Here is a 25,312-nt window from a genome sequence, read left to right as displayed (position 1 = left end):
ACTATGCCAAGCGTTCTCGATCTACGACGCCGTATCCGCAGCGTGAAAAACACGCGGCAGATCACCAAGGCGATGAAGATGGTCTCGGCGGCCAAGCTGCGCCGTGCGCAGGAGGCCGCTCTGCAGGCGCGTCCTTACGCGCAGATGATTACCTCCGTGCTGGAGTCGCTGCAGCGCCGCGCCGATATCTACGATCCGACGACGGGAGAAGCCATTCATCCGCTGCTGGTGCAGCGCGAGGAGAAGAACGTCCTCGTTGTGGTGGTTGCGGGCGACAAGGGCTTTGCCGGAGCGTTCAACTCCAACATCGTGCGCGCCGCTTCGAACTTTATCCGCGAGCGCGAAGCTCTTGGCCAGAACGTCGATGTCGAGCCGGTGGGCCGCAAGGCGAGGGATGCCTTCCGTCGCCTCTATCCGCAGGCTGTGTATGAGCGCAAGACGGAGAAGTACGACAACGATCTCTCTGAGCATCACGAGATCATCCGTCATCGCGCCCACAAGGTTGAGCTGACCGGCGAGCATGAGCTGTTGCTGGCCCGCCTGGACTTCAATACCGTGCATGCCATGGTGCACGATATCGTTGCCCGTTTCGAGCGGGCCGAGATCGACTCCGTCTATGTGGTCTTCAACGAGTTCAAGAGTGTGATTGCGCAGCGTGTGGTGGTAGAGAAGCTGCTGCCGATCGCCAAGCTGGGAGCTCCGGAGATCACTGCTGCCGAAGAGATGTCGCTGGAGCAGAAGGAAGCTGCCGGACATGCGGCGCGTACCGCCGGTGTCAGCACGTTGGAGCCGGAGGAGACCGCGATCGAGCGTGAGGCCAAGAAGTTCGGCACCGCCGATGTGGACTACATCTTCGACCAGAGCCCGGCACGCATCTTCAAGCACCTGATGCCCAAGTACATTGAGACCCAGATCCTGCACGCGATGCTGGAGTCGGCGGCTGCGGAACATGCCGCGCGTATGACAGCAATGGATAACGCTACCAGCAACGCGGGCGACATGATCGACGCGCTGAGCTTGACGATGAACCGCGCACGCCAGGCGGCCATCACGAAGGAACTGATCGAGATTGTGAGCGGCGCGGCCGCTCTGTAAGAGAGAAGGATTTATGGCAGAGAACATTGGACACGTAGTTTCCATCAGCGGCCCGGCCGTTGACGTGCAGTTCGAAGAGTCGAATATGCCGCCTATCTATCAGGCGCTGCGCATCACCAGCGAGGGCTTCACCACGCCCCAGCCGATCGACGTCATCGTCGAAGTGCAGCAGCATCTGGGTGAGGGCCGTGTGCGTACCGTCGCTATGACGGCGACCGAGGGTATGGTTCGCGGCATGAAGGCTGTCGACACCGGCAACCCCATCACCGTTCCTGTGGGCCGCGAGACCCTGGGCCGCGTGCTGAACGTTCTGGGGCAGCCCGTGGACGAGCTCGGCCCGGTTCCGGCCAAGACCTACAAGTCGATTCACCGCCAGGCCCCGGCCTTTGACGAGCAGTCGACCTCGGAAGAGATGTTCGAAACCGGCATCAAGGTCGTCGACCTGATCCAGCCGTTCTTGAAGGGCGGTAAGATCGGTCTCTTCGGCGGCGCCGGTGTAGGCAAGACGGTTCTGATTCAGGAGCTGATCAACAACGTCGCCATGAAGCACGGCGGCTTCTCGGTCTTCGCCGGTGTGGGCGAGCGTACCCGCGAAGGAAACGACCTCTGGCACGAGTTCCAGGAGTCGGGCGTTATTGATCCTAAGGACTGGACCAAGTCCAAAGCCTCACTCATCTATGGTCAGATGACCGAGCCGCCGGGTGCGCGTCTGCGCGTGGCCCTCACCGGTCTGACTATCGCGGAGCACTTCCGTGATGAGGAAGGCGCGGACACGCTACTGTTCATCGACAACATTTTCCGCTTCACGCAGGCGGGTTCCGAGGTATCCACGCTGCTGGGCCGTATGCCTTCGGCCGTAGGCTATCAGCCGAACCTGGCGACCGAAATGGGTCAGCTGCAGGAGCGTATTACCTCGACCAAGAAGGGTTCGGTTACGTCGGTGCAGGCTGTGTACGTTCCGGCTGACGATCTTACCGATCCGGCTCCGGCGACGACCTTTGCTCACCTTGACGCCACCACCGTGCTCTCGCGTGCATTGACGGAAATCGGTATCTATCCGGCCGTCGATCCGCTCGCATCCAACTCGCGCATCCTGATTCCGCGCGTCGTCGGTGAAGAGCACTATCGTGTCGCCCAGGCGGTGAAGGGAATTCTGCAACGCTACAAGGATCTGCAGGACATCATCGCGATTCTCGGTATCGACGAGCTCTCGGAAGAGGACAAGATCACCGTGGCCCGTGCACGTAAGGTGCAGCGCTTCCTGTCGCAGCCCTTCCACGTGGCCGAGATCTTCACCGGCAACCCGGGCAAGTACGTCAAGGTTGCCGACACGGTCCGCTCCTTCAAGGAAATCATCGAAGGCAAGCACGACAGCATTCCGGAGCAGGCCTTCTACATGAAGGGCTCGATCGAGGAAGTGCTCGAAGCCGCGGAGAAGATGAAGAAGTAAGCCATGGCCGAGACAACACACAATACGGGACTTCTCTCGGTGCGGCTGGTCACGCCGCAGCGCGTGGTGGTCGACACCACGGCTGAGGCGGTGGAGCTGCCGTCGATGTCCGGCTACCTGGAGACGCTCTATGGCGCCTCTCCACTGCTGGCCGAACTGGGCGCCGGCGAGGTTCGCCTGCACGGTGGTGCTTCGGGCAACGAGAAGTTCTTCGTGGCCTGGGGCTTTGCCGAGGTGCTGCCGGAGCGTGTGACCATCCTGGCCGAACAGGCAATGCGGCCGGGCGAGATCAACGTGGAGCAGGCCAAGGCCGACCTTCAGAAGGGCGAGAAGGACTGGGCCGAAGCCGGCGACGACGCACAGTCGTATGACGATGCCAACGCGGAGATCCGCGTAGCCGAAGAGAAGATCGCTTCGGCTGAGGGTAAGGCTGCTCACTAACTCGTTCTACAGATACGAACACAAAAGGCGCGGACTTCGGTTCGCGCCTTTTTGCTTCCTTCAATCCTACTCGGGATTGGCATAAGAGCACCGTCCAAGGAACTGAAATCCTCGTTAGGGGTTCTAGATGCTGGGCCCAGACCATCGCATATCTGTGTTCATAACTTTCGTCGAAGTAGCCAATTTCGATGCCGCCTAGATCTCGCTACGAAATGACAAACAAAAAGATCGAGCTTTGCTCGAATACCCACATCGCAGAATCGGGACGCCACCAGCGATCTCCCCGTTCTAAGCGCTGAAGGCGCGCTCTATACCAGCCTGGGGCAGCGCCCCAGGTTCAGTGCCTACCCAGCGTTAAAGGGCTGAAGGCCAGCTCTATAACTCTCCATTGCAATGCGAATCACCCGTTTGCATCGGCGAGTCCAGGTTGAAACCTTTATTCAAACCTGCTCAGATCGGTATCCGGCGCGGGGTAGCCCAGCGTACGGCACATGGAGACCATCTGGCCTTTGTGATGGAAGGCGTGGGTCAGGACGTGATGAAGGATGAATGCCGGAGTGCGTATGGCTATGTCCCCGTCCGGGAAATGCAGTTCAGTATCCGCATTGAGCTGCTCGTCCGTCAGGCCTGACAAGTAGGCAAGCGTGTTTGCGCCGACACGGTGCTGCAGTCGTCTTGCATCCGGGATGGTCGGCCAGTCGGCGGGATCTTCATCCCGGAACCCGGCCTTCTGGAGGGCGTGGGTCCACAAACCTTCGCAGTTAAAGATATGAATCATCTGTTCGCGAAGCGTTGGAAGTCCGAAGCCCGGAAGCTCTTTCGCATACGCTTCTTCAGGGATCGTCGCGAGGTGATCGAGCAGAAGAGTGAGGGTTGAATGAGTCCAGCTATGTAACTGACGGATTCCGGTGAGAGTGAACAGGGCGTGGCCTCTTCGTGATGCCGAATCATTGTAAATGGAACGTCAGGCCGCGATAGAACTTGAAGCCTCAGCGGGTTCCGCCGGAATGAGGATCGAAAAGACGGTTCCGCGGTGGTCAGGGTTTATGGAACTGCGCACGCGAATGGACCACCCATTTTTCCTGACGATTTCCTGGGTGACCCATAGGCCGAGGCCCGTGCCCGTTTCTCCCTTGGTTGTGACAAACGGCTCGAAGACGATTGGCAGCAACTGTGGATCGATACCCGACCCTGTATCGGCAATGGTCAGACTCAGGTATCGGCGATCTGAAAGTTTCGGGCTATACCAGGAGCCGATTCGCAGCCTGAGCTTACCGCCGGTGCGCATCGCATCGAGCGCATTGCCGATGAGATTGGCGATGACTTGCCGTAGCTCTCCGGGATTGGCATGAGCAGAAACGACCGGAGAGCGCATCTCTTTGCATACGTCGATCTGTGCTGCGATCAGACGCGAGTGATACAGCGTCAGCATGGAGTCCAATACAGCGCTGACGTCTACAAGCACCGGCTTGTTGGGTTCCTTGTAATAACGCAAGGTGTGTTTGGCGATCTCGGTCACACGCGCGAGCTCCTGCTCGGCTTGACTGAGGTAAAGCTGTGCCGTGTCGGAGGATGCTTCCGAGCGTAACAGGTAGAGCAGATTGGTCACGGATTCCAACGGGTTGTTGATCTCGTGGGCAATACTCGCTGCCAGTCGTCCGGTGACCGCCAGTTTTTCCGCTCGGCGAAGAGCTTCCTGGGCCCGCACCATCTGCTCCATCTGGTCCCGTACCTGGTATTGACGTTGCCTTCCGCGCAATGCGACTTCGAGTGTGCTGTGAAGGGTCTCGGGGCGGATGGGGCGCTCCAGAAGAAGCACGTTTCCCAGTGGCATCCGCAACCGGCGCAGGCGTTCACTTTCGGTGGTGACGCGGCCGCCTGCAACCAAAAGGATGACAGGAAAGTCCGACCATGCCGGCTGCTCCGTCAGCACTGATTCCAGTTCAAGGATGCCGTCCCCTTTCAGCGCCTCCTCAGTGATAATCGCGGCGCCGGCCCCTTTACGAATATTGATGCTCAGTTCGGAGACGGAGCTCACGATATGGCAAGGCTTGCCCAGTCTCTCCAGAAGAATGGAGATCAACGGCGCGTCCCGTCCTGTAGGCGCCAGGACAAGGGTGCGTGTCTCGTTGGAGGTCGTCTCATTCTCGGGGCTCAGAAGAATTCTCCTCTACCTTTGAACCGGTGAAGGTTGGGATTCCGCTAAGAACTCCTTCGAACTCATGGAGTGGAGGTCCAACCTTGATTTCTCCTCTGCGAAAGGTCAGTTCGCGGATAGTGTGTTCATGCGGGCCGCTCCTTTTCTTAACAACCGAAAGTGCCTGGCGGATGGATCCGGCGCGTTCGAAATAACGGAACAGCAAAACCGTGTCTGCCAGATAGCTTACGTCAATGGGCGTATTGGTGGCGCCGATGAAGCCGTGTTGTGCGAGCGTGAGCAGCGTTGCGATGCCCTGCTGTCCCAGATAGGCCAATAATTCGTGCAGTTGCATGGCGAGGAACTGTTCATGCGGCATGGCGTTCAGGAATCCGTTCATGCTGTCGATGACGACAACTCGAAGGTTGTCTTCGTCAACCAGCCGCCTGATCCTGGAGACAAATTCTCCGGGAGAAAGCTCCACGGGATCGATCTGTTGGATCTCAAGCAGGCCGCTATGCAACAGTTCGGTGGGATCCATACCCAGACCGCGGGCACGTTCGATCAATGTTGCGAGTGACTCATCAAAGGTGAAGATGATTGCCTTCTCACCGCGTTGGGCCGAGGAGACCGCATATCGAAGCGCGATCGTCGATTTGCCGCAGCCGGCCGGACCGATCAGGAGCGTGCTGGTTCCAGTATCGATTCCTCCACGGAAGAGATCATCCAGCTCCTTCACCCCGCTCGCGACATTGGTCCGTTTAAAGCCGGGTTTGTGTTCCGAGGCAACCAGGCGAGGGTAGATCTCGATTCCGCCGGTCTTGATGGTGTAGTCATGGAAGCCTTCGCGGAAGTGGGAGGCGCGGAGTTTATGAACCTCCATACGGCGTCTCTTGATGCCGAAATCTCGTTCCAGGCTCTGCATTTTGATGACGCCGTGGGCGATGCTCTGGAGCTGGAGATCGTCTCCAGTTCCTACTGCAGTTCGGTCATCCAGCAAAAGGACGGTGCAGTTCCTTCCTGAAAAATACCGCTTCAATGCAAGAATCTGGCGGCGGTATTTGAGCGGATCGCGGGCGAGCATGCGGAACTCTGAGAGGGAGTCAAAAATCACGCGTTGCGGATTAATCTGTTCCACCTGCTTGAGAATCGACGTCATGGTGTCGGCCAGCTCGACGTCTGAAGGGTGAAAGACGGTGTACTGCGCCTCTGCGCTCAGGTCCTCGTCAGAATGAATCATCTCGTAGATTGTGATCGAATCCACCGACCATCCATGGGAGGCCGCCACTTGCTCCAGCTCGAGTTTGGATTCAGACAAGGTGATGTACATTCCCCTGTCGCCCTCTTCCAGTCCCTTGAGCAAAAACTGCAAGGCTAGTGTGGTTTTGCCCGTCCCTGGGTCTCCCTCTATGAGATAGAGGTGTCCTTTGGGAAGACCACCGTTCAGAATGTCATCTAATCCTTCGACGCCGGTCAAAAGTCTTTCTTCCCGGCTTTGCAAACCATTAGGTGATGAAAGAAAATCCGGCTCCCCGGGTCTGTTGCTCGGTGGAAGCTTGCCGCCCATACCGTTCCCTCCCTTCCTTTGCGGTTAGATGTCATTTTTCCCGAAAAGTCTGCCAAAAAGGGTCTGATTTGCCATCTGCAAATCATCCCCCGGGTCCCTCGGGGAGTCCTTCCGCGGTTCTTACAGGATGCGGTTTTGTGGCTGGGAAGGACGCGGCAGCGAGCCGTTACGGTTGTAATCCGCTGAGGCTGTAGCGCAGCATGGAAGGTGGGTGAAGCGATGGGCTGCGGAATCATATCTCGATGGGCGAAGCTGCCGGATAGGAACGAGCCGGTGGCTGCCTGTGCTGTGGCCGCCGTTGCGCGGTCGATAGCCGGTGAGCAACTCATTGCGTTATGGAGAAGATCAATACCCTTGAAAAGGCTTCGAACGGCAATAGTTTTGGGCCTGTTCCTGTTTTCCTTCGTCGAGACGTATGGACAATTTCAGACGGTGAGTGCCGTCAGGCCAGGTCCAGATACGGATCGGGATGGCTTGAGCGACGACGAGGAAGGCCGCCTGCTGGAGAGGTATTCGCCTGTGTTTATGATCAGCCGCGGGGATTGCTCCGATAAGCCGGCCCGATTTTTCGCGGATACACGAAAGCCTACGGTGCTGGAGGAGGATGGAACGATCTATGGTCAGGTGTTTCCTTACGGAGGCCAGGCATTTCCTCGAAAGGGTCGGCCGAACCAGGTTGAGCTGCACTACTACCATCTATGGCGTCGAGATTGCGGTGAGATGGGACATCGTCTTGATGCCGAACACGTATCGGTTCTGGTGAGAACTGGAACGAGCGTCGAAGAGTCGAAGGCGTTGTATTGGTATGCCGCAGCGCACGAGGACACGATCTGCGATGCCAGTCACCTTGCCCGGGCAGTAACGCTTCATGCAGAAGATCATGGAGCAACGATCTGGATCTCAGAGGGAAAACATGCCTCATTTTTGTCCGAGTTAATGTGCACCCATGGGTGCGGCGGGGACCGATGTACAGAGATGAGGCCCTTGAAGACCAAACAGATCATCAACATGGGCGAGGTGGGTCTGCCGATGAACGGCGCAGTCTGGCTCAGCTCTATCGAATGGCCGCTGAGCGCCAAACTGAGTCGAAGCGACTTTCTGGAAAAGCGCGTTGCACGCATTGAAAGGCTGCCCGATACAGATATCATTTGGGCGAATCCCGCGAAGCGCCCCGCGCAAGCCACCATCCTTGGTGCGAATGCAGGGATTGGCGGTGCGGCGACGGGGGCGAGGGCCACGGATACCGCTCTGAGTATTGCCGACAGCAGCACTTCTTCCGCCTTGGATACAACCGTGGACAAGACTGGCAAGGCTTTGAAGAATTCTTCCAGGAATGTATGGAAGGCAGTGAAGAAGAGCGTTCAGAAGACGGGTGAAGTTCTCAATGGAAAGCCGGAGTAGGAACTAGAGGGACTAGAGCATTCTCCCTGCAGGTGAGGAGTAGGGCTTCCGCATCTATGGGCGTTTCCGCAATGAAAACGCCGCTGCACTCCACTTTCGGGCTACCCAGCAACAGGGGAAATGCTCTGGGTGCCGCGAGGTCAGCACTGGCGTGTTTTTTGAGGTTCGTCGGGTTGCGGAATTTGGCGCAGGCGTAGAGAAGCAGATTTCTCCGCTCCCATCGGTCGCTACTAAATGACCAACAAACAGTTCGAGCTTCGCTCGAATACCCATGTCCCAGAATCGGGACATGGGGCATCCGGTGCATAGGCTCTGAGGCTTCTGTGTACTACTCTCGGCGCAGAGCGTCGACGGGGTCGAGGCGGGCAGCGCGGAAAGCGGGCAGGAAGCTGGCGGAGAAGGCTACGACGGCGAGGGCGGTGATAGCGAACGCTATGGTTGCGGGATCCCACGCCTTCAGGCCAAAGAGCAGTGAACTGGCACTGCGGGTGACGGCCAGAGAGATGGCTGTGCCGATGAGTGCGCCGACAAGCAGCATGCGTCCCGCCTCGCCCATAACGAGCGAGACGATGCGCTGGCGCGTGGAGCCCAGTGCAATGCGGATGCCGAGTTCGTTGCGGCGGCGCGTCACAAGATAAGAGACGACGCCATACAGGCCGACCATGACGAGGATGGCGGCGAGCGCTCCGAAGAAGCCGGAGAGGATGGCGAGCAGACGTTCCTTGAGCAGGCTCTTGAGCACTCGCTCATGAACGTCGAAGAAGTACATGCGTACCTCAGGATGTTTTGCCCTGATGTTTCGCTTGATCTCTTCGCTAATGATTGCGGAGGGAAGTGAGGATGCGATGACCATCTGAGTACTGCGGCCGTCGGCTTCGGATGGGAACTGGCGCGCGGGGACGAAGGCCATTGTCTCGATGCGCTTCTCGTGGATGTCGGTATACAAGGTATTGGGAATTACGCCGACGATCTCGAAGAGCGTTGCGGGATAGCGCGGCTCAGCCTGGGTGCGGATGGTTTTGCCAATGGGGTTCTCTCCCGGCAAGTAGCGATCGACGAAGGCCCGGTTGACGATGGCGACGCGCGGGGAGTTGGCGGTGTCGTTGTCGTTGAAGCCGCGACCGGAGACGATAGGGATTCCCATGGTCGCGAAGTATGTCGGGCTGACCCAGGTGAAGCGACTGTCACCTTCACGAGAGCCGACACTGACGAGGTGTCCCCAGGAACTGCCGGAGAGAGGCGGCATGGTCACGATCGCAGCGTTGGAGACCCCGGGAACGGAGCGCACTTCGTCGACGAGTTGATGCTTGAAGTCTTCAAAATGTTCGCGAGTGATCGTGGAGGTGGGATACATGAAGCCGCCCACCGTAATTCCGTTCTCACGCATGCCTGGGTCGACGGTCATGAGGTTGCGGAAGCTGCGCACGAAGAGCAGCGCTGTGACGAGCAGCACCATGGAGACGGCGACCTGCAGGACGACCATGAGCCGCTGCATAGAGTAGCGCTCGCGATGGCCGGCGGCGTGGGTGTCGCCAGTCTTGAGGGCGTGGATGGGATCGGCCTTGGCGGCACGAAAGGCCGGAAGCGTGCCGAAGATGGTGCATGTGAGCACGGCGATGCCGGAGGTGAAGAGAAGCACACGCCAGTCAGTGTGGACACTGAGTGTCAGATTCTCATCGGTGGAAGCGAGCACACGGATGAGCAAACGGCTGAAGACCTGCGCGAGAGCGATGCCCAGGAATGCTCCGAAGATGGCGAGCAGGCCGGACTCCAGCAATAGCTGACGCAGCAGGCGAGCGCGTGTGGCGCCAAGGGCCATGCGCAGAGCGATCTCGCGTTGACGTGCACTGGCGCGAGCGAGCATGAGGTTAGCAAGATTAGCGCAGGCAATCAGAAGCACCAGGCCGGTGATGCCGAGCAGAATCCAGAGCGATGCGTCGTAGTCGTGACGCAATCGGCTTACACCAGAGCCGGCTGCGTAAGCCCCCAGCTTGAAGTTGCGGAACTGTTCCGTGCTTTTTGTGCCATAGCCCTGCGGCAGCGTGGCCTCGAAGATGCCTTTGCTGGCGGCGGTAAACCATTGCGTGGCTCGGTCGATGTTCCAGCCGGGGGCGAGGCGTCCCATGACACCGATATCGAAGAACTCGCGCGCCGCGTTTTTTGGGATGCAGAGAGGCGTGATGAAGTCGAAGTTCTCGCCGACGGCAAGACCGAAGAATCGGGGTGGTGTGACACCGACGATGCGATAAGGGACTCCGTTGAGAACGACGGACTCGGCGCCGGTTATGGCCCGTCCTCCCATCTGCGACTGCCACCATGCATAGCTGACCACCGCGCCGGATCCGGTGCAGGCAGCAGCCATGTCTTCCGCATCAAGAACGCGGCCGGCGGCTGGTTCGAGGCCGAGGGTGCTGAAGAACTGAGAGGAGACGTTGATGGTGCGGACCGCGTGGACATCGTTGACGTTGGCGCCGATCTGCATGTTTTGGAAGTCGAAGTTCCAGGCGAAGGCCTCGGAGAGTGGTTCGTGGTTGCGTTCGATCTCCTGCCAGACGGGGCGTGTCAGCGAGGAGTAGAAGGAGCTGGAGACCCCTAATCCCTGGTTGCCGCCGATGATGCGGATGTCGACGAGCTCTTCCGGGTGCTGAATGGGGAGACTGCGCAGGCGCACCTCGTTGAGCAATTGAAAGATAGCGGTGTTGGCTCCAATGCCAAGCGCGAGTGTAGTGATGGCGACGATGGCGAAGAGCGGAGCGTTACAGTAGCCGCGGATGGCATATCGGATATCTCGCCAGAACGAGTCGAGTCCCGTGGCGATGTCGACGTGTTCTACACGTTCGCGAGCGGTGGTTGGATTGCCGAAGCGCAGGCGTGCGTCACGTGCCGCCTCTGCGGGCGACATACCGGCGGCGATATTGTCTTCGGTACGCATGGCCATATGAGCCTGAAGCTCGTCAGCGATCTCGCGGTCGACGGAGGAACGGCGGAAGAGAGCAGCGATGCGGCGCAGAAGATTCATCGGTTCACCTCAGGCGAAGTGCAGGACGGCTTGTACACCCTTGACGGTCTGTTCCCAGGCGCGTTCAGCGGCGGTGAGCTGCTTACGGCCGGTAACGGTAAGGGAGTAGAACTTGGCTCGGCGGTTGGTCTCAGTCAGCGCCCACTGCGAACGCACCCACTGGTTCTGCTCCATGCGATGAAGAGCGGGATAGAGCGAACCCTCTTCGACGCGAAGCAGTTCGCCGGAGACTCGTTCGATGTGGAGAACGATACCGTAACCGTGGAGAGAGGTGTTTTGCGCGAGGGTCTTGAGGATGAGGAGCTCGAGCGTTCCCTGAAGGTCGTTCTTTGCCATAGTACTCTATGCCTCGAAATCTAGGTATGGAGGATGATGCGCCTGGATATACCTAGATGTCAAGGGCTGGAAGGAAGTATCGAGCGCGAGCTCGATCCGTATTTACCGTGTTTGTCCGAAACGAAGAAAAGCCGTCGCATTTCGTGAACAACCCCACATCTGCTCCGCAGATATGGGCACCCAGGGTGTGGGTTAGTTGAGTGGCAAGTGTACCGCTGGGACTGCTTGTTTCACGGTCGAGATATTCAGTCCGACGAGAGTGTCTTTGGCCGCAATTGCGTCTACGTTGACCAGGGGAATAGTCAGCGAGAGTTTGGCATTCAGCGCGGTGAGGAACTGGTTGGCCAACAGAGCATAGCCGGTGTTGGTGGGGTGGATACCGTCCAGGCCGAAGAGGCCGCCAAGGAACGCTGTGGTCGCAGTTTTGCCATTTACAGTGACACCTGCCTGCATGGAAGCGAAGTAGGCGTGCATGTCGACGACGGTTGCTCCCACAGCTTGTGCCTGTTGCTGTATTACCTGGTTGTAACTGTTGACCGTGGCCTGCACGGCGGCAACTTCGGAGGCAGTAAGGACATAGTTATCGGCAAGCTTCGCCAGCTTGCCGCCGGTGGCAGCGGCCTCGAGAGCCTGCACGCCGTCGAGGTTGACCAGGTCTCCATTCTGGATGCCGAGGATCGCAGCCACGGTGGAGGCTGGAATACTGGTCAGTGCTGAGACCTGCGTGATGACGGTATTGGCCGGAACCATGTAGGGAACCGCGGTGACATCGGGAATGTTGGCAACGACCAGGTTGGCGGACGTCTTCGACTTCAGGGTCGTCATCAACTGCGTGAAGTCAGCGGTGAAGCTCGCGAGCGATGTCATGACCGAAGGTGTGCCCTCTTCATCAGCGATGAGCGCATCGTTGTTGCCCGCCCAGACAATCACGGTGCTCGGCTTGAGTGCAACAGCTTCGTCGAGTTGTGACTTCGTGTTGCCCGCGGGGAATGCAAGGACAAGGTTTGTCATCTGCTGCTGGCCTGTCGTGGCGACGGCCGATGGCGTAGTGCTGAGAATGTCATGGAGCAGATGACCGGGAACGGCGAGGTCGGTTGGCTGTTCGGTGGGATTATCGCGGCCGGTGGTGGTTCCCGATGCGGTGACGATGACCGGAGGCGGGCCTGCTTTAACGAGCTGCAGCACCGCAGGCGCTCCGGGAGGTGCAATCAGTGGAAGCGTGATGGAGAAGTTTGCCTGCGTAGCAATGAGTGCGGCGTAGCCGTTCTTCTGCTGGCTGTCGAGGAGTGAGCCGTTCTGGTAGCCGGCTGTGAGAGAGTCGCCCAGGAAGACGACACTTGCAAAGGGCTTGCTGGTGGAGGAAGAGCTTCCATCCGAACCACAACCATTAACTAGAACCGTTGACAGAAAGAGCAGCGAGGCAGAGATGCCGCGCCAAGAGGTCCTGAGGGGGGACACAGGCGTTCTCCAGAGTTGATATGTTGTATCTGCTTCAGTGCAAGTATAGCGAAGACATTGTCGGGAACCGTACGTAGAAAGGCAGCGTCTTTTGCAGCAGAGATCTGTTCCCAGGTGTCGGAGTCGAAGACGCTACCGCGATCGGCCGATAGATTGCGATAACCCATGCACTGGGTGTCCCATGTCCCTTAAGGGACGTGGGCCCGGCCTTCACTCTTCCGGCCAGAATTCGTCAGGCGGTTCGAACATGACTTCTGCACTGTAGCCTAACCAGCTGCTTCAGAGTTATGGAGCGGGCCTTCAGCCCTTTAACACCTTATGGGCAACTAACCTGGGCGTTGGCCCAGGCTGATATAGAACGCGCCTTCAGCGCTTATATTGCTCATGCCTCGCCCCTGGTAAATCAGCATGAGCAATGAGGCAACCAGGACGTCGTTGAAGTGAATGGCGCCTGTTCCTATCGGTGGAACAGGCCACTGAGAGCTTTCCCTAAGGGATTGGATTGCAGGTTCTGTTTCTGTTGTTGTGTGCTTCCGCCAACCAGCTTGCTCATGTCGGGTGTGAACGTGGGATTGGCGGTTGTGCCCCCGATGATCACTGGAATTCCATTTGCAGTGGCCTGGCTTACTGCTGATCCAAAGACACCGGGTAGCAGGCTGGCGGCTTGCGTGGCGAGTCCACCAATGCCAGTGGAGTCGAGCTTGATCAGCAGACGGTAGTTGAGCGCATTGTTGGCGCTGATGGAGCCGTTGCCGGAGGCGGAGCCTAGTCCGGCGACGATGGCGGCAAGATTGTTGGTCTGGACTCCCTCAGGACTATAGCGGAGGTTGGTGCTCAGGGCCTGGATGGTGGTGTTCGACCCGGTCTTTGCTCCGGTGAGGGCCTGAACGCTGGCGAGCTTTTGTCCCAGATCGAAGCCTGCGAGCTGTGTATTTGCAATACGGATGGGACCGCTGATGACAGGAGCCGTTGTTGGTCCGGCGACATCGAGCGAGAGCGTGAGGGTGCCACCTTGTAGCCGCGAACCGGAGGGCAACTGCACACCGAGAGAGGGGAGGAAGGCGACCAGGTCATCGATGGGCATGTTCTTTCCATCGACGTTCATCTGTGTCGTGGTAGTGTTGCCGCGGGTCGTGTAGGTTCCAGTGACGGCAAGCGCAGCCTTGCTGACCTGCATGGTGGCGCTGTTGATCTTGCCGGAGAGCGATTGCAGATCCTGATTGACGTTGAACTGCAGATCGACAGGCTGCGAGGATGGCGTGCCGTTCTTCGCCAGCTTCAGTTGCGTGAGATGGAGCTTCCCATCGGCCTGTGCGGTCTGGCCGTTCGAAGTAACCTTAGCATCGAGATCGGCAATGCCGGAGATTCCCTGGCTGGGTTCGACGAGTCCGGCCGAGACCAGGTCTGCATGCTTCAACGCGATCTGCGCTGTAAGCGGGGTCAGCGAAGCATCATGCTGGTTGATCGGACCGGCGTTCCCGCTGATGTCGATATTTCCTCCTGCCGGCAGCTTGCCGTTAACCGTGAAGGGGAATGCTTTGGCGAACGAGAAGTTCTGCACGCTGATGTTGAGGTCGCTATAGATGTGCGGTTGCCCATGTTGCGGCTGCGTGCCCATGGTGACGCTGCCATCCTTGATATCGATCTTGCCGACGGTCAGGTTGGGGATGAGGTCGTTGGTTTCGGCCGTGGGGGCCTTACGTTTGCCTTCGCTGCCGATGCTGGAGTAGTTCCAGGCGCCGTTCTCGGCGCGTATCAGGACGATCTTCGGTTGATCGATCGTGAAGCCGTTGATGTGGATCTGGCGATGTAGCAACAGCGGGAGTACCTCGACGCCGATGTGAACACTCTTCGCAGTAAGAAAAGGCTGATTGCTGAATGCAGGATCCTCGGCGATAACGGGGGATTCGGCCAGCAGGCTTCCGGAGAAGAGTGAGAAGTCGAGATGTCCTAGCTGCACGGGACGTCCGAGGGAATCCGAGAGCGCTTTTTCGATGCGTCCGCGGTAGGTGTCTGCATCGAGCAGATGGCCGACGGCGAAGAAGCCGACGAGCACCAGAAGCACGATGCCTGCGATGATGACCCAACTCCGTTTGATCTGTACCATGCTCTTCTCCCAGCGCCTGAACTTCCTCTTTAGTAGATGCTTGTTTGGGGATTTCTACCAGCGCCGGAGGGTGAATAAAAGAAGCAGATTTCTCCGCTCCTTTCGGTCACTCCGAAATGACAAAATAAAAAGGAAGATCGAACTGTGTTCGATCTTCCTTTCAGCATGACAAAGCGACGGCTTGTTATGCCCTAGTCGTCGTCATCATCCTTCTTCTGGCCGTGGGGATGCAGCACCATCTGCGGGATCGGTTTGTCGCCCATGGCGTCGCGCCAGAGGATGATGTTCAGCAGGCGGGCATCAGCGCGGTCTTCATGAGTGAAGTCCATTTTTGAAGATTGCTTCGCTCCCACAGTCTTTGCCGTATTGGCCTGGTAGATGAGTTTGTTGTCGCGATTGGCATAGTCTGCGGTGAAAGCCGGCTGATCGCCCTTACCGCTGAAGATCGGTGCGATGAGCGGAGCAAAGGCATCGTTGTTATTCATCGGCGGAACGCCGAGAAGGTCTTCCATCGTGTGCAGGACAGAGACCGTGGTGTAGAAGTTGTGGTCAAGGAAAGGCTCCGGGTTACGCGGAGAGTATTTGCTGATGACCAGTGAGATCGACCGGTGGCCATCAACGTGATCGGCGCCGTCCTGTGCGTCATCCTCGAGGATGAAGAAGGCCGTGTCGTCCCAGTAGGGTGAGTGTGAGATGGCGTCCACGGCGCGGCCGACAGCGAGATCGTTATCCGCAACAGAGGAGCGCGGCGTGGGTGAGCCGACGGCGGTGCCGGCGGTGTGGTCGTCGCCCAGACGCAACATCACGAACTGCGGCATGTTGTCCTTACCCGCCTTGCGCTCGGTGACCCATTTATCGAACTGGGTAATGAACTCGCTGACGCGGAGCTGGTCCGGAAACTTGAGATTGAAGTCCGGATAGGCAGTATCGAAGTGGCCTTCGAGCTCAGGCTTGGTGGCAGTGTTCTTGAAGATAAGCGGAATGTGCCACTGGTATTCGCTCTTGCCACCGCCGTAGTTGGCAGGAATCTCCTGGCCAGGGAGGATGGAGGCTCTCCCCGCGCAGCGCTGAGGCGAGGGCTCGGGTGTGCCGTTCAGCGGAGAACGATCTTTCGGAGCCTCGCCGGAATCGTCGCAGAACTTAGTGGCGACGAACTCACCGAAGTGGTAGAGCGACTTGCCATGTTTGGCGAGATTGGTCCAGATGTAGCCACTCTGCGGCTCGTCGATATCGGAGATGCCTTCGAGCAGCGGATAGCCTTCCGCGACGACACCTTCATAGTCATAGGTGCGTTCTTTGCCACGATAGCTCTGCTGCCAGTTCTTCTCGTTGTAGTCGGAGGTGATGGCGGCAGTCGACCAGACATGTCCATCGCCGGAAACCTCGCCGGAGTCGTAGAAGTTATCAAGCACGCCGAATTGCAGTGCGAGCTTGTGCAGGTTGGGCGTGATGTCTTTGCCATATATCGTTAGAGAGGAATCACCGTCGCCGACGCCGAGATCACCGAGGATCTGGTCATAGGTACGGTTCTCTTTGATGATGTAGATCACGTGCTTGATGGGGTTGTGCCCATCGGCGAAGACGTGTTGCTGCTCGGCGTTCATGCGGTTTGAAAGAATAACAGCGCGCGAGAGCTCATCCAGTTTGGGTAAAGCGGAGCTCAGATCGATGGAGGCCAGTGAGCCATGCAGCAGCGTCGCAATGTAAGCATGTGCCCGCGTCTTGAACTTTGCGGGCATCTGGCCGGGATCGGCAGCCATGAGCGGCTTGGGCGCGTTGGGACCGGTGCCCTTCCCTTTGCCGGTGGCTGCGTAGAGCCTGTTGCCCTGTACGGCGATAGCCGTTGGGAACCACTCGGTTGGAAGGAAGCCGGCGGCGTGTATAGAAGCAGTGGCGGAGAGCTTCTGTGCCGTATCGAAGACGGCAACCGCGTTGGAGCCGGAGTTAGCGACAAAGAGCCGGCTGCCATCGGTGCTGAGCGCAAGTGCTGTGGGGATAGCGCCAAAGTAGCTCTGTCCGGGCAGGCGCGTATCAAGGGTTCCGGCGAGCTTCGGCTTCGCGTTCGCGAGTGAGACCACGGCGACCGCATCGCGATTTGCCAGGGCGACGTACAGCGTTCGTCCGTCCCTGGAGAAGACCAGCGCGCAGGGATGCGAGCTGGGGCCAGTGGCCGGGTCGGGCGGAAGCAGCGGCAGAGTCGAGGCAACCTTACCGGACTTCAGATCGAGCTGGGCAAGCGCGGAGCCGTTCCAGAGAGCGACATACGCGAAGCGCTGAGCTGTATCGACAGCGATAGCGATGGGATAATTCGCAGGGACGATGGGTTTGGTGGCGAGATCGAAGCGGTGAAGGATCTTACCGCTGGCAGCATCGACCTGTAGCACATCGTCGGAGAAGTTATCCGCGACCAGAAGTTGTTCTGCGCCATTGGCTGCCTTCAGTAAGGCCAGGCCCGTGGGAACTGGGATCGCTTTGCCCATGGCGATGGGCTTGCCGATCTCGTTCTGCGAACGGCCGGCAGCAAGCTGTTGTAGCGGGATGGGGATGAGGTGGTCGGCAGTGATCGAGCCGTCGTGGAAGCTGTAGACGGCGATGGCGTTACCGGTCTTGACGAGGCCGTCTTCGCCAGGTGCGCCGCCTTCCGGTTCGGAGAGAGAATCGAGCGAGGCATAGAGGCGCTGACCATCGGCGGAAAAGAGCAGGCCGGAGAAGAGTGTCTGCGCAGAAGAGAGCGTCGTGCGGGACTCAGGGAAGTCTTTGACGTTGCCGGTCTGGGTATCGAGCACAGCGATGGACTGCTGGTAGTTCGATTCGGCGGTTCCGTAGCCCGCGTTCACGACGGCGAGATAGCGATGGTCGGGTGACCACGCCATCGCCAGTGGAAGGCTGTTGATGCGCTGTGGGTCGCCGGGAATGCCGGGGAGCAGTTGTTTGCTGCTGGGTAGATTGATCGGCGACTGCGCAAAGACCGGGGCAACAGCCAACAACGTAACGAGGGAGAGACGCGTCACAGAGGTCATAGGGATCGTTAGAAGGGTAACAATCCCGTATTGCGGGAGTCGCGTGATTTATCTGATTTTTACTACTCGTCAGGTTATCGGTTATTCGTTTGTCATTTCTCCGCTATCGCTGCGAAATGACAAGCAAAAAACAAGCCCTGTCGATACGCTCTAGCTCTCAGGGGTGATTGGTGAGGACAGTTTTGCCGCCCTCAGACTTGAGCTCGTAGACGCCGCCGAAGGGCCGCAGATCGGTCAGGCGGCGCTGGGGTTCGTAGGTCATGAGGAAGACGCGGTCGTGGCTTGCCCAGGCCTGGTGCAGGGAATCTTCGGTTTCAAAGACCCTGGCCGCATCGGGCCAGAAGCTGCCGTACCAGGGGCCGTTGACGCGTCCGTTGACCAGGTGCAGCGGCTGACGGGTGTAGAACGCAATGGAGGAGCCGGAGGTCAACTCGCCGTCCAGCATGATCTGGTCACCCGGCTGAAAGACAGAGTTGATGGCGTCGGCCAGGCCCTTCGAGCCCAGGATGGGATAAAAGCGCGCCAGTCCTTCGTGCATGCCCCAGAGATTTCCCATCATGGCGATAGCAAGAGTGACGTTGGCCGCATAGCACTTGCCCTTGCGGCGCAGCAGCCAGGCCGTGAGGCCGGCGGCGTACATGGAGACGGCGACGAGGATGAGCGGGAAGCGGAAGAAACCCATCGCCGTGCCAGTGAGGTCGTAGAGATGGCCGAGGGCGAGGGTGTAGCGCTCGGGGTTGGTGGTGAGCACAGCGGAGATATCGACGCCGGCGGGTGGCATGGGAGCGGTCATTGCAAACCAGGTGCAGACCACCGCTGCAAGTGTGGTGATGGGCAGAAGCAGCCACCGTGTCCAGAAGTACGCCGCATGGCGTGACCCCGGATGAAGTGGATCTTCGGCGCGCGCCAGTTGTCCGCCGGTGAGGACGGCGAGAGCGGGCAGTGCTGGAAGGGCGTAGTATTCCTGTCGACTGCCGAGCGAGAAGAAACCAATGACCACGACGGCCCACAGAAAGAGGGTCAGCGGAGCTTCTGAGGCGCGAGCCTTCAATCCCTGTGTGCGCAGCGTGGCGGCGCCCCAGCGGATCGCACGCGGCAGAAAGACCGCCCAGGGCAGCAGCCACGCCAGGATCATGCCCCAGAAGAGCAGGACAGGCACCTGGCCGTAGTCGTGCGGAATGCGCTTGCCGATGAAACGCATGAAGTGCTCATTGATGACGTAGAACCAGAACCAGCCGCGGGCATTGGCGTCGATGGCAGGGTTCCGCAGCGCTGCGAGTATGTGCCAGGGAAGCGCGATGACCAGAAAGAGCGCTATCGACGGGACGAGATGCAAGCGGAGCAGGGCGCGGGCCTGGCGCGTCAACAGAAGAAAGATGAGAGCGAATGCGACCGGAAAGACGAGCCCGATCAGGCCCTTGGTGAGGACATTGAGAGCCGTTACGGCGGCGAAGCCGAGCATCGGTTTCAGCGCGGACTCGTGTGCTCGGACTCGATCGAGGGCGATGAGCAGAAGGTGGATGGAGAGGGTCATCCATAGCGCCAGCGGAACGTCGGGGATGTAGAAGCGCGTGAAGAGATAGGGGCCGATCGAGGTGGCGATGGCCAGGCCGGAGTAAAAGCCGCCACGTTCGCCGAAAAACCGTCTGCCGAGAGAGTAAACCGAAAAGATGAGTCCAAGAACCAGCAGGGCAAGCGGAAGCCGGCCGGCCCAGTCATGCGGTCCGAAGATCTTCATGCTGCCGGCCGCGAGCCAGTACATCAACGGAGGCTTGTCAAAGAAGCGGATACCGTCGACATAAGGCGTGACGTAGTCGTGGCGGACGAGCATTTCGCGCGCGACCTCGAGATAGACCGAGTCGACATCGTCGAGCAGGCCGGGGGTAAAGATGCCGCCGAGCTGCAGCACTCCCCAGATGATGAGAAGAATGGTGATGGATCTCCGGCGTGCTGGGGCGGGCGAGGCGGTAGGATCCGTCACGGCGGATGAGGTCGGGAGGCTCACGAGGTTCTTCTATCCATCGTGCTGGTTTTTCTAGTGCTACGTCAATCGAGCGGGCGGTCGGTCAGCAACGTATTGCCGGATGTCTCTTTCAACAGAACGTAACGTCCCTTGAGAAGTTGCTCTACGTCGTTATGATGCTCTTCAGGAACGAAGAGGAGATGACGCACTCCCTGTCCCCACGTCTGGAGCAGATCCTGTGAGGAGAGGAAGATATGTGGCGCATCGTGGAAGGTGCTGCCGAAGATCAACGAGCTGGAGCGGCCGTCGACCAGCAGTGCCTGGCGGTTGGTATAGAAGATGACCGAAGAGCCGTAGGACTGATCGCCATACAGCATTAGCTGGTAGTTGCCTTCGATACGCCGGGAGGCGACGAGGTCATTGGCAGTGTCTGCCAGTTGTTTGCAGCTCAGCATGGAGCCGAAGCGCACGAGAGCGATATGCGCAGCTATGAGGAAGAGCGCAGTGGTGAATGCCATGGTGGAGAAGGCAGCCGTGTTGCGCTTGTGCAGACGAAGATTCCAGGCGACGGCTGGACCGAAGGCGAAGGCCAGCATGGCCAGGGCAGCGGGCAGGCGCAGCGCGGCAAAGGAAGCTGCGGTCAGGTCGAAGAAGTGCGACATCGAGAGCGTGTAGTCTCCTACGGCGCGATGGGCCAAGAGGTCTCCGATGCTAGGCTCGAAAGGAAGATTGCGTGAGCTCCACAGGCCGTAGAAGAGTGCTCCGGCGATTAGAAAGCCAAGCATGGCAAAGATGACGTGTGCTGCGGTAACCAGATTTCCACGCAGGACCTTGTCTTCGCGACGGGCAAGAGAGAAGGCGATGAGAAGAAGGATCGGCAGATAGGCCGGGAAGGTGTAGTACTCCTGGTTGGTGGAGATGGAAAAGAAGACCAGGACGATGGCGGCGTAGATGCCGAGCAGAAGGACAGAGCGCTGATGGAAGCTGTACGGACGCAGATATCTGGAGCGGTTGGTCCACAGGTCACGCAGGGCGACGGGAAGGAAGAGCGACCAGGGGAAGAGCCAGACCAGGTGCAGCAGCCAGAAGAGATAGCCGGGCAGCTTGTTGTAGTCCTTCGGATAGCGCTCGCCGAGGAAACGGAGCACGTGTTCATTGATGAAGTAGAACCAGAAAAAGCCGTGTCCGTTCACGCCGCCGGTGTTCCGCAGACCGGCAAGGATGTGCCAGGGAGCGGCGATGGCGAGAAAGAGAAGGCCTCCTGTAACAAGACGGAGTTCGCGCCAGCGGCGCCACTCGCCGGTGATGGCCAGATAAATCGCCGTTGCGCCCATAGGGAAGACCAGTCCGATGAGCCCCTTGGTCATAACGGCGAGTGCGAGACCGATCCACATGCCATAGAAGTAGCCCACGCGCGCCTTCTCAAGCCCACGCAGCAGGCAGTAGAGTGAGGCGCAAAGAAAGAACGAAAGCAGCACCTCTGGAATGAAGATACGCGTGAAGAGAAAGACCCCTGCCGTAGTAAGCGTTGCCAGAGAGGCGTAGAAGCCCGCTGTCCGGGAAATGGCGTGCTTGCCCCAGCGATAAGCAAGAGCAGCCAGCATAGCTACGCCAAGAGCGAGGGGCAGATGTGTGGCAAAGGCGTTGAAGCCGAAGATGCGGTAATCGACCGCGACCAGCCAGTAGGGCAGAGCGGCCTTTTCCAGGTAGCGGATGCCATTGACGTAAAGAGTGACGAAGTCGCCGGTGCGGGCCATCGCGGCGGCAGCCTGGGCATGGGTGGCGTCCGCGTCGTCGAGCAACGGAGGAGAGAACAGGCTTGCAAAATAGACTGCCACCCAGACGAGCGACAGTATCCAGATCCGGCGCTTGCGGGTGCTGGTCAGGCGCGAAGGTGCCGCGACAGGCTTCGGAGCGTACGTAGTTACCATCCGGCTACAACTCTACTTATCGATAAAGATGTGTGTTCCTTCCGTTAGACACGAAAAACACCCATAAGATTCGATGCGCGAAGCGTGTATCCTGACGCGAGGAAAGATGCCGACATTTGCAGCTATCGATATCGGGTCCAACTCCTGCCGGCTCAAGATCGCCGCCGTACAGATGCATAAGCTCAAGACGTTGTATGAGGCCCGCGAGGTGACACGTCTTGGTGAAAGCGTCTTCGAGACGGGAGTGATCTCGCCGGAGGCGATGGCCACTACCATCCGGGCTCTGAAGCGTTTTCATAAGGCGGTCCAGGCCCACGTTGTGGATAAAGTGCGGGTCGTGGCTACCTCGGCCACACGCGATGCCCGCAATGCAGCCGCCTTTGCGGCCTGGGTCAAATCGGCCACAGGATGGCACCTGGAGGTGATTTCAGGCCTGGAAGAGGGCCGTCTGATCCATCTTGGTGTGGCTACGCTGGAGCCGGGAGCGCGGGGCAGGTGCCTGATGATCGATCTTGGCGGCGGAAGCTGCGAGATTACTCACAGCGAGCACGGCCGCATCAAGTCGATGGTGAGCACCCCGCTGGGAGCGGTGCGGTTGCAGCAGGAGTTTCTGCACAGCGATCCGACCAGCAAGGAAGATCTGGCGCAACTGGAACGTTTTATCCATCGTGAGCTGCTTCGCGCGGAAAAGAAACTTGGCCCGGTGCGTGTGCCGCTCGTCATTGCGACCAGCGGCACTGCAGCGGCACTGGCGGAGGCTTCTGCGGCACTGTTCAAGAAGCGGGCTTCACGGGCCAAGACAAAGGCTCTGGAAGCCGATACAGCCAGCGTCCGTAAGGTGGCGCATATGCTGGCGAAGATGACCAATGCGGAACGGGTGCAGGTGCCCGGCATCGGACCGAAGCGCAGTGAGATCATCGTCGGCGGAGCCTATGTGTATGCTCAGTTGCTGGAACGGATGGAGCTAAAGGGCTTCCGTTACTCGCCACTGGGCCTTCGTGATGGCGTCCTGGCTCAGATGCTGGCAGAGACAGATATCCGCGCCGATGTGCACCAGCAGATGGAGGTCGAGCGCTGGAACGGTATCCGCGAGCTTTGCCGCCGTTATGGCGTCGATCCGAGGAGAAATGAGCCCGTCCGGGCGCATGTGGCGCAGCTCTTCGACGCGCTGCATGCGGTGCATGAGCTTCCGCCGGAGTACCGATTATGGCTGGAGGCTGCGGCCATGATGCAGGACGTGGGCAAGTACATGAACCACCAGGGACATCACCGGCACACGCAATATATCCTGGCGAATTCTGAAATCTACGGTTTCTCTCCGGAGCAGAGAGCGATTGTCAGCGCCATTGCGCGTTATCTGGGGAAGAGCCGCCCGGACGCCATGGACCGTGTATTACGTGCGGTCCCTGTGGAGGAACACACGGCGGTGGCGCGTGCGGTAAGCCTGCTACGGCTTGCGGTTGGCCTGAATCAGGACCGCGCTTCGGCCGCCGTGAAGCTACGTATCAAGGTCTATCCCAAGCGTGTCGTGCTGGACCTGTCGGCGGCGCGCGGAAGCGCTGAGCTGGAGGTATGGTCGCTGCGTAAAGAAGCGGACTACTTCCTCGAGGTCTTCCGGCGCGAGCTGGTGGTCGAGGCCGTGTAGAGAGTGCGTACGGTGCGCGGATCGAGCAGCCACTGCAGGATGCCGGCGCCCCGGTCGTAGCTCACACGGGCAATCGAGCCCTTGCGCAGTCTGATACGTGCCGGCTTGGGCAGCGCGATAAGCGAGCCAAGAAAGGTCGTGATGTTGGGATTGTGCCCCACGACCAGCAGGTTCTCGGCCTCCGCACACTCGCTTAGCAGCTTCTGGAAATCGGCAAAACCGGCGCCCGGAGCCAAAGCGTTCGAGAGCAGGATAGAGGCCTCATAACCGGTCTCCATGCCAACGAGCGAGGCAGTCTGCAGGCTGCGCTTCAGCGGGCTGGAGACAATGAGGTCAAAGTGCAGCCGCATGCCGTTGAGTACATGACCGAGTTGCAGACACTGCTTCTTGCCCTCCTTGTCGAGGGGGCGGCGGGTATCGAGCAGCGGGTTAGCGCGGCGGGTGCCGGCACTGGCGTGACGCAGGACGTAAAGATTCATCTCCCATTAAAGATGCCAGAGAGCGGGGTGTTGATGGTATGGGATTGTCGCTCCGGCGTCGGCATCAGAAAATGTGGGGTTTTCTGACCTTGGGAAGTTCTCACTGTCTGCCAGGATGTATCGACAGATTTACCTCGGAACTGGGTGCCCCATCCATCGCAAAGCGATGGGTGGGATGTCGAGCGAAGCTCGATAATCTTTTTTTGTCGTTTCGCAGCGAAAGCGGAGAAATCTGCTTTTCTATCGCAAAAGCAGTTCTCCTCGACACACTCTAGACTAGCTCTCCGAGGTCTCCGGCTCCGGATGTGTCTGTGTTGAGGGGAAAGGATACGGTCTGGGCCACGGAGAGATAGGAACCGGAGTCAGCGGATCCTGGTTGAGTCCCAGGTCATTTTCAGGTGCATCTTCCGCCAGGCGGACTTCGAGGGCTCGCTGCCAGAAGCGGGTAACAAGATCGAGCAGGATGCCGCTCTGCAGCAGAAGAAAGATGCCGAGTGAGCCGGGAGCAGCGAGACGGTGGATGGCAAGCCATGCTGCTGCCGCGATACAGGCGACGCCTGTGAAGGTCAGAAGGGAAAATGCAAGATACGGCGCGGTGAAGCGGGAACGCAGAGCGTTCCACGCCGGAGCATAGGCTTTGTACACACGGTGCTCATTATTAAGACCAAGCCGAATGGTATAGACCTCCACCAGGTCGAAGTAGAGGCGCAGCAGACAGGCGAAGAGCAGCAGGAGCAGTGTCATCGGCAGCACAGCCAGAAAGTGGGGTTTGCCCAGAACTCCGGCCGTATCAAGACGATCGCTGAGAAAGGAGCGCAGAGCTCCAAGTGGGCCGAGCACCGCAGCGAAGATGACGACGGCGACGAGAGCGATGCGCACGAACCGCCAAAAGTAGCGGAAGCCCTGGTACTGCAGGCGATGCAAGCAGGCGCGTTCTCCAGTTACATAGGCGTAGAGCACACCTGGAGTGAGGATGAAGTTGATGACGGCAAAGACAATGCTGGAGAGATACCACTGTTGCTGGCCTGCATAAGGAGGCTGCCTGATGCCTCGTGAGACGTCGGCGAGAAGTGCGACGTCGAAGCCCGAAGTGAGCCGCGCCGACACGAGCGACTGCGAAAGAAGAGCAGCGATCTGGTGATGAACTCCGAAAGTGAAAAGAATGGTGAGCAACAGTTGCAGCGCGTAGGTCCAGGCAATGGCCCGCCAGTGGCGCAGCGCCATCTGGAGGCCGGGTAGAAGCAGCGGGCGGTTGGTTTCCAT

The 25,312-nt window shown here is 59.0% G+C and carries 16 protein-coding genes and 1 pseudogene; 5 read left to right on the top strand and 12 right to left on the bottom strand.

Translation table 11 applies throughout. The features are described from left to right. Positions 1-3: 3 nt before the first annotated feature. Genes OHL21_RS23315 through atpC form a run of 3 tightly spaced genes read left to right on the top strand, consistent with a single transcriptional unit; the run spans position 4 to position 2,986 of the window. The gene (locus OHL21_RS23315) at positions 4-1,095 is read left to right on the top strand and encodes a F0F1 ATP synthase subunit gamma (protein WP_263419700.1); all 1,092 of its coding nucleotides are present in this window, start codon (positions 4-6) and stop codon (positions 1,093-1,095) included. Between the two features lie 13 nt (positions 1,096-1,108). Then, a complete protein-coding gene (gene atpD / locus OHL21_RS23310; protein WP_263419699.1) occupies positions 1,109-2,545 on the top strand; it encodes a F0F1 ATP synthase subunit beta in 1,437 nt (478 codons plus the stop codon). Between the two features lie 3 nt (positions 2,546-2,548). Beyond that, positions 2,549-2,986, top strand: a complete 438-nt coding sequence (gene atpC, locus OHL21_RS23305) for an ATP synthase F1 subunit epsilon (RefSeq protein ID WP_263419698.1) — start codon at positions 2,549-2,551, stop codon at positions 2,984-2,986. Between the two features lie 436 nt (positions 2,987-3,422). Here the strand turns inward: atpC and OHL21_RS23300 are convergent, their stop codons facing one another. From OHL21_RS23300 to OHL21_RS23290, 3 genes are read right to left on the bottom strand one after another with little or no spacing between them, the layout of a single operon-like run. Further along, a complete protein-coding gene (locus tag OHL21_RS23300) occupies positions 3,423-3,890 on the bottom strand; it encodes a DinB family protein (protein WP_263419926.1) in 468 nt (155 codons plus the stop codon). Between the two features lie 60 nt (positions 3,891-3,950). Beyond that, positions 3,951-5,069 carry a sensor histidine kinase gene (locus tag OHL21_RS23295; protein WP_263419697.1) on the bottom strand — a complete coding sequence of 373 codons (1,119 nt, stop codon included), beginning with the start codon at positions 5,067-5,069 and terminating at the stop codon, positions 3,951-3,953. Positions 5,070-5,127: 58 nt separating this feature from the next. Continuing rightward, entirely contained in the window at positions 5,128-6,600 is a 1,473-nt protein-coding gene (locus OHL21_RS23290; RefSeq protein WP_263419696.1) for an ATPase domain-containing protein, read from the bottom strand. Positions 6,601-7,164: 564 nt separating this feature from the next. Here OHL21_RS23290 and OHL21_RS23285 point away from each other — a divergent pair. After that, positions 7,165-8,091: a hypothetical protein gene (locus OHL21_RS23285; RefSeq protein WP_263419695.1), complete on the top strand. Its 927-nt coding sequence runs from the start codon at positions 7,165-7,167 to the stop codon at positions 8,089-8,091. 328 nt (positions 8,092-8,419) lie between these two features. On the opposite strand, the gene OHL21_RS23280 is transcribed toward OHL21_RS23285, so the two are convergent. The 7 genes and pseudogenes from OHL21_RS23280 to OHL21_RS23250 all read right to left on the bottom strand — a co-directional run bounded on the left by OHL21_RS23280 (position 8,420) and on the right by OHL21_RS23250 (position 21,925). Continuing rightward, positions 8,420-11,110, bottom strand: a complete 2,691-nt coding sequence (locus tag OHL21_RS23280) for an ABC transporter permease (protein ID WP_263419694.1) — start codon at positions 11,108-11,110, stop codon at positions 8,420-8,422. Between the two features lie 9 nt (positions 11,111-11,119). Then, the gene (locus OHL21_RS23275; protein ID WP_263419693.1) at positions 11,120-11,446 is read right to left on the bottom strand and encodes a PadR family transcriptional regulator; all 327 of its coding nucleotides are present in this window, start codon (positions 11,444-11,446) and stop codon (positions 11,120-11,122) included. 192 nt (positions 11,447-11,638) lie between these two features. Then, positions 11,639-12,904 (bottom strand): SGNH/GDSL hydrolase family protein, encoded by a 1,266-nt coding sequence (locus tag OHL21_RS23270; protein WP_263419692.1) that lies wholly within the window; start codon positions 12,902-12,904, stop codon positions 11,639-11,641. Between the two features lie 457 nt (positions 12,905-13,361). After that, positions 13,362-15,017 (bottom strand): annotated as a pseudogene (locus OHL21_RS23265) (AsmA family protein); the annotation flags it as partial. 185 nt (positions 15,018-15,202) lie between these two features. Next, positions 15,203-18,031 (bottom strand): bifunctional YncE family protein/alkaline phosphatase family protein, encoded by a 2,829-nt coding sequence (locus tag OHL21_RS23260; protein WP_263419690.1) that lies wholly within the window; start codon positions 18,029-18,031, stop codon positions 15,203-15,205. Between the two features lie 157 nt (positions 18,032-18,188). Beyond that, positions 18,189-20,036, bottom strand: coding sequence for an ArnT family glycosyltransferase (locus tag OHL21_RS23255; RefSeq protein ID WP_263419689.1), 1,848 nt, complete (start codon positions 20,034-20,036; stop codon positions 18,189-18,191). A 41-nt stretch (positions 20,037-20,077) separates the two neighbouring features. Then, positions 20,078-21,925, bottom strand: coding sequence for an ArnT family glycosyltransferase (locus OHL21_RS23250; protein ID WP_263419688.1), 1,848 nt, complete (start codon positions 21,923-21,925; stop codon positions 20,078-20,080). Positions 21,926-22,031: 106 nt separating this feature from the next. On the opposite strand from OHL21_RS23250, the gene ppx reads away from it, so the two are divergent. Then, entirely contained in the window at positions 22,032-23,570 is a 1,539-nt protein-coding gene (ppx, locus tag OHL21_RS23245) for an exopolyphosphatase (RefSeq protein WP_263419687.1), read from the top strand. On the opposite strand, the gene OHL21_RS23240 is transcribed toward ppx, so the two are convergent. Next, on the bottom strand, positions 23,522-24,049 hold the full coding sequence (locus OHL21_RS23240) for a SixA phosphatase family protein (RefSeq protein WP_263419686.1): 528 nt from the start codon (positions 24,047-24,049) through the stop codon (positions 23,522-23,524). The genes ppx and OHL21_RS23240 overlap by 49 nt on opposite strands. Positions 24,050-24,325: 276 nt before the next feature. Then, complete coding sequence (locus OHL21_RS23235; RefSeq protein WP_263419685.1) at positions 24,326-25,312, bottom strand: hypothetical protein; 987 nt, start codon at positions 25,310-25,312, stop codon at positions 24,326-24,328.

This window comes from Terriglobus albidus, from assembly GCF_025685425.1.
Taxonomy (GTDB): domain Bacteria; phylum Acidobacteriota; class Terriglobia; order Terriglobales; family Acidobacteriaceae; genus Terriglobus; species Terriglobus albidus.
The sequence above is the reverse complement of the archived record's forward strand: the minus strand, read 5'-3'. Positions and strand labels throughout refer to the sequence as shown.

What these genes read in the sequence shown, in the direction of transcription:
- OHL21_RS23315 (WP_263419700.1), top strand. Translation starts at nt 4, where the DNA reads ATGCCAAGCGTTCTCGATCTACGACGCCGTATCCGCAGCGTGAAAAAC.
- atpD (WP_263419699.1), top strand. Translation starts at nt 1,109, where the DNA reads ATGGCAGAGAACATTGGACACGTAGTTTCCATCAGCGGCCCGGCCGTT.
- atpC (WP_263419698.1), top strand. Translation starts at nt 2,549, where the DNA reads ATGGCCGAGACAACACACAATACGGGACTTCTCTCGGTGCGGCTGGTC.
- OHL21_RS23280 (WP_263419694.1), bottom strand. Translation starts at nt 11,110, where the DNA reads ATGAATCTTCTGCGCCGCATCGCTGCTCTCTTCCGCCGTTCCTCCGTC.
- OHL21_RS23275 (WP_263419693.1), bottom strand. Translation starts at nt 11,446, where the DNA reads ATGGCAAAGAACGACCTTCAGGGAACGCTCGAGCTCCTCATCCTCAAG.
- OHL21_RS23260 (WP_263419690.1), bottom strand. Translation starts at nt 18,031, where the DNA reads ATGACCTCTGTGACGCGTCTCTCCCTCGTTACGTTGTTGGCTGTTGCC.
- OHL21_RS23250 (WP_263419688.1), bottom strand. Translation starts at nt 21,925, where the DNA reads ATGGTAACTACGTACGCTCCGAAGCCTGTCGCGGCACCTTCGCGCCTG.
- ppx (WP_263419687.1), top strand. Translation starts at nt 22,032, where the DNA reads ATGCCGACATTTGCAGCTATCGATATCGGGTCCAACTCCTGCCGGCTC.
- OHL21_RS23240 (WP_263419686.1), bottom strand. Translation starts at nt 24,049, where the DNA reads ATGAATCTTTACGTCCTGCGTCACGCCAGTGCCGGCACCCGCCGCGCT.
- OHL21_RS23235 (WP_263419685.1), bottom strand. Translation starts at nt 25,312, where the DNA reads ATGGAAACCAACCGCCCGCTGCTTCTACCCGGCCTCCAGATGGCGCTG.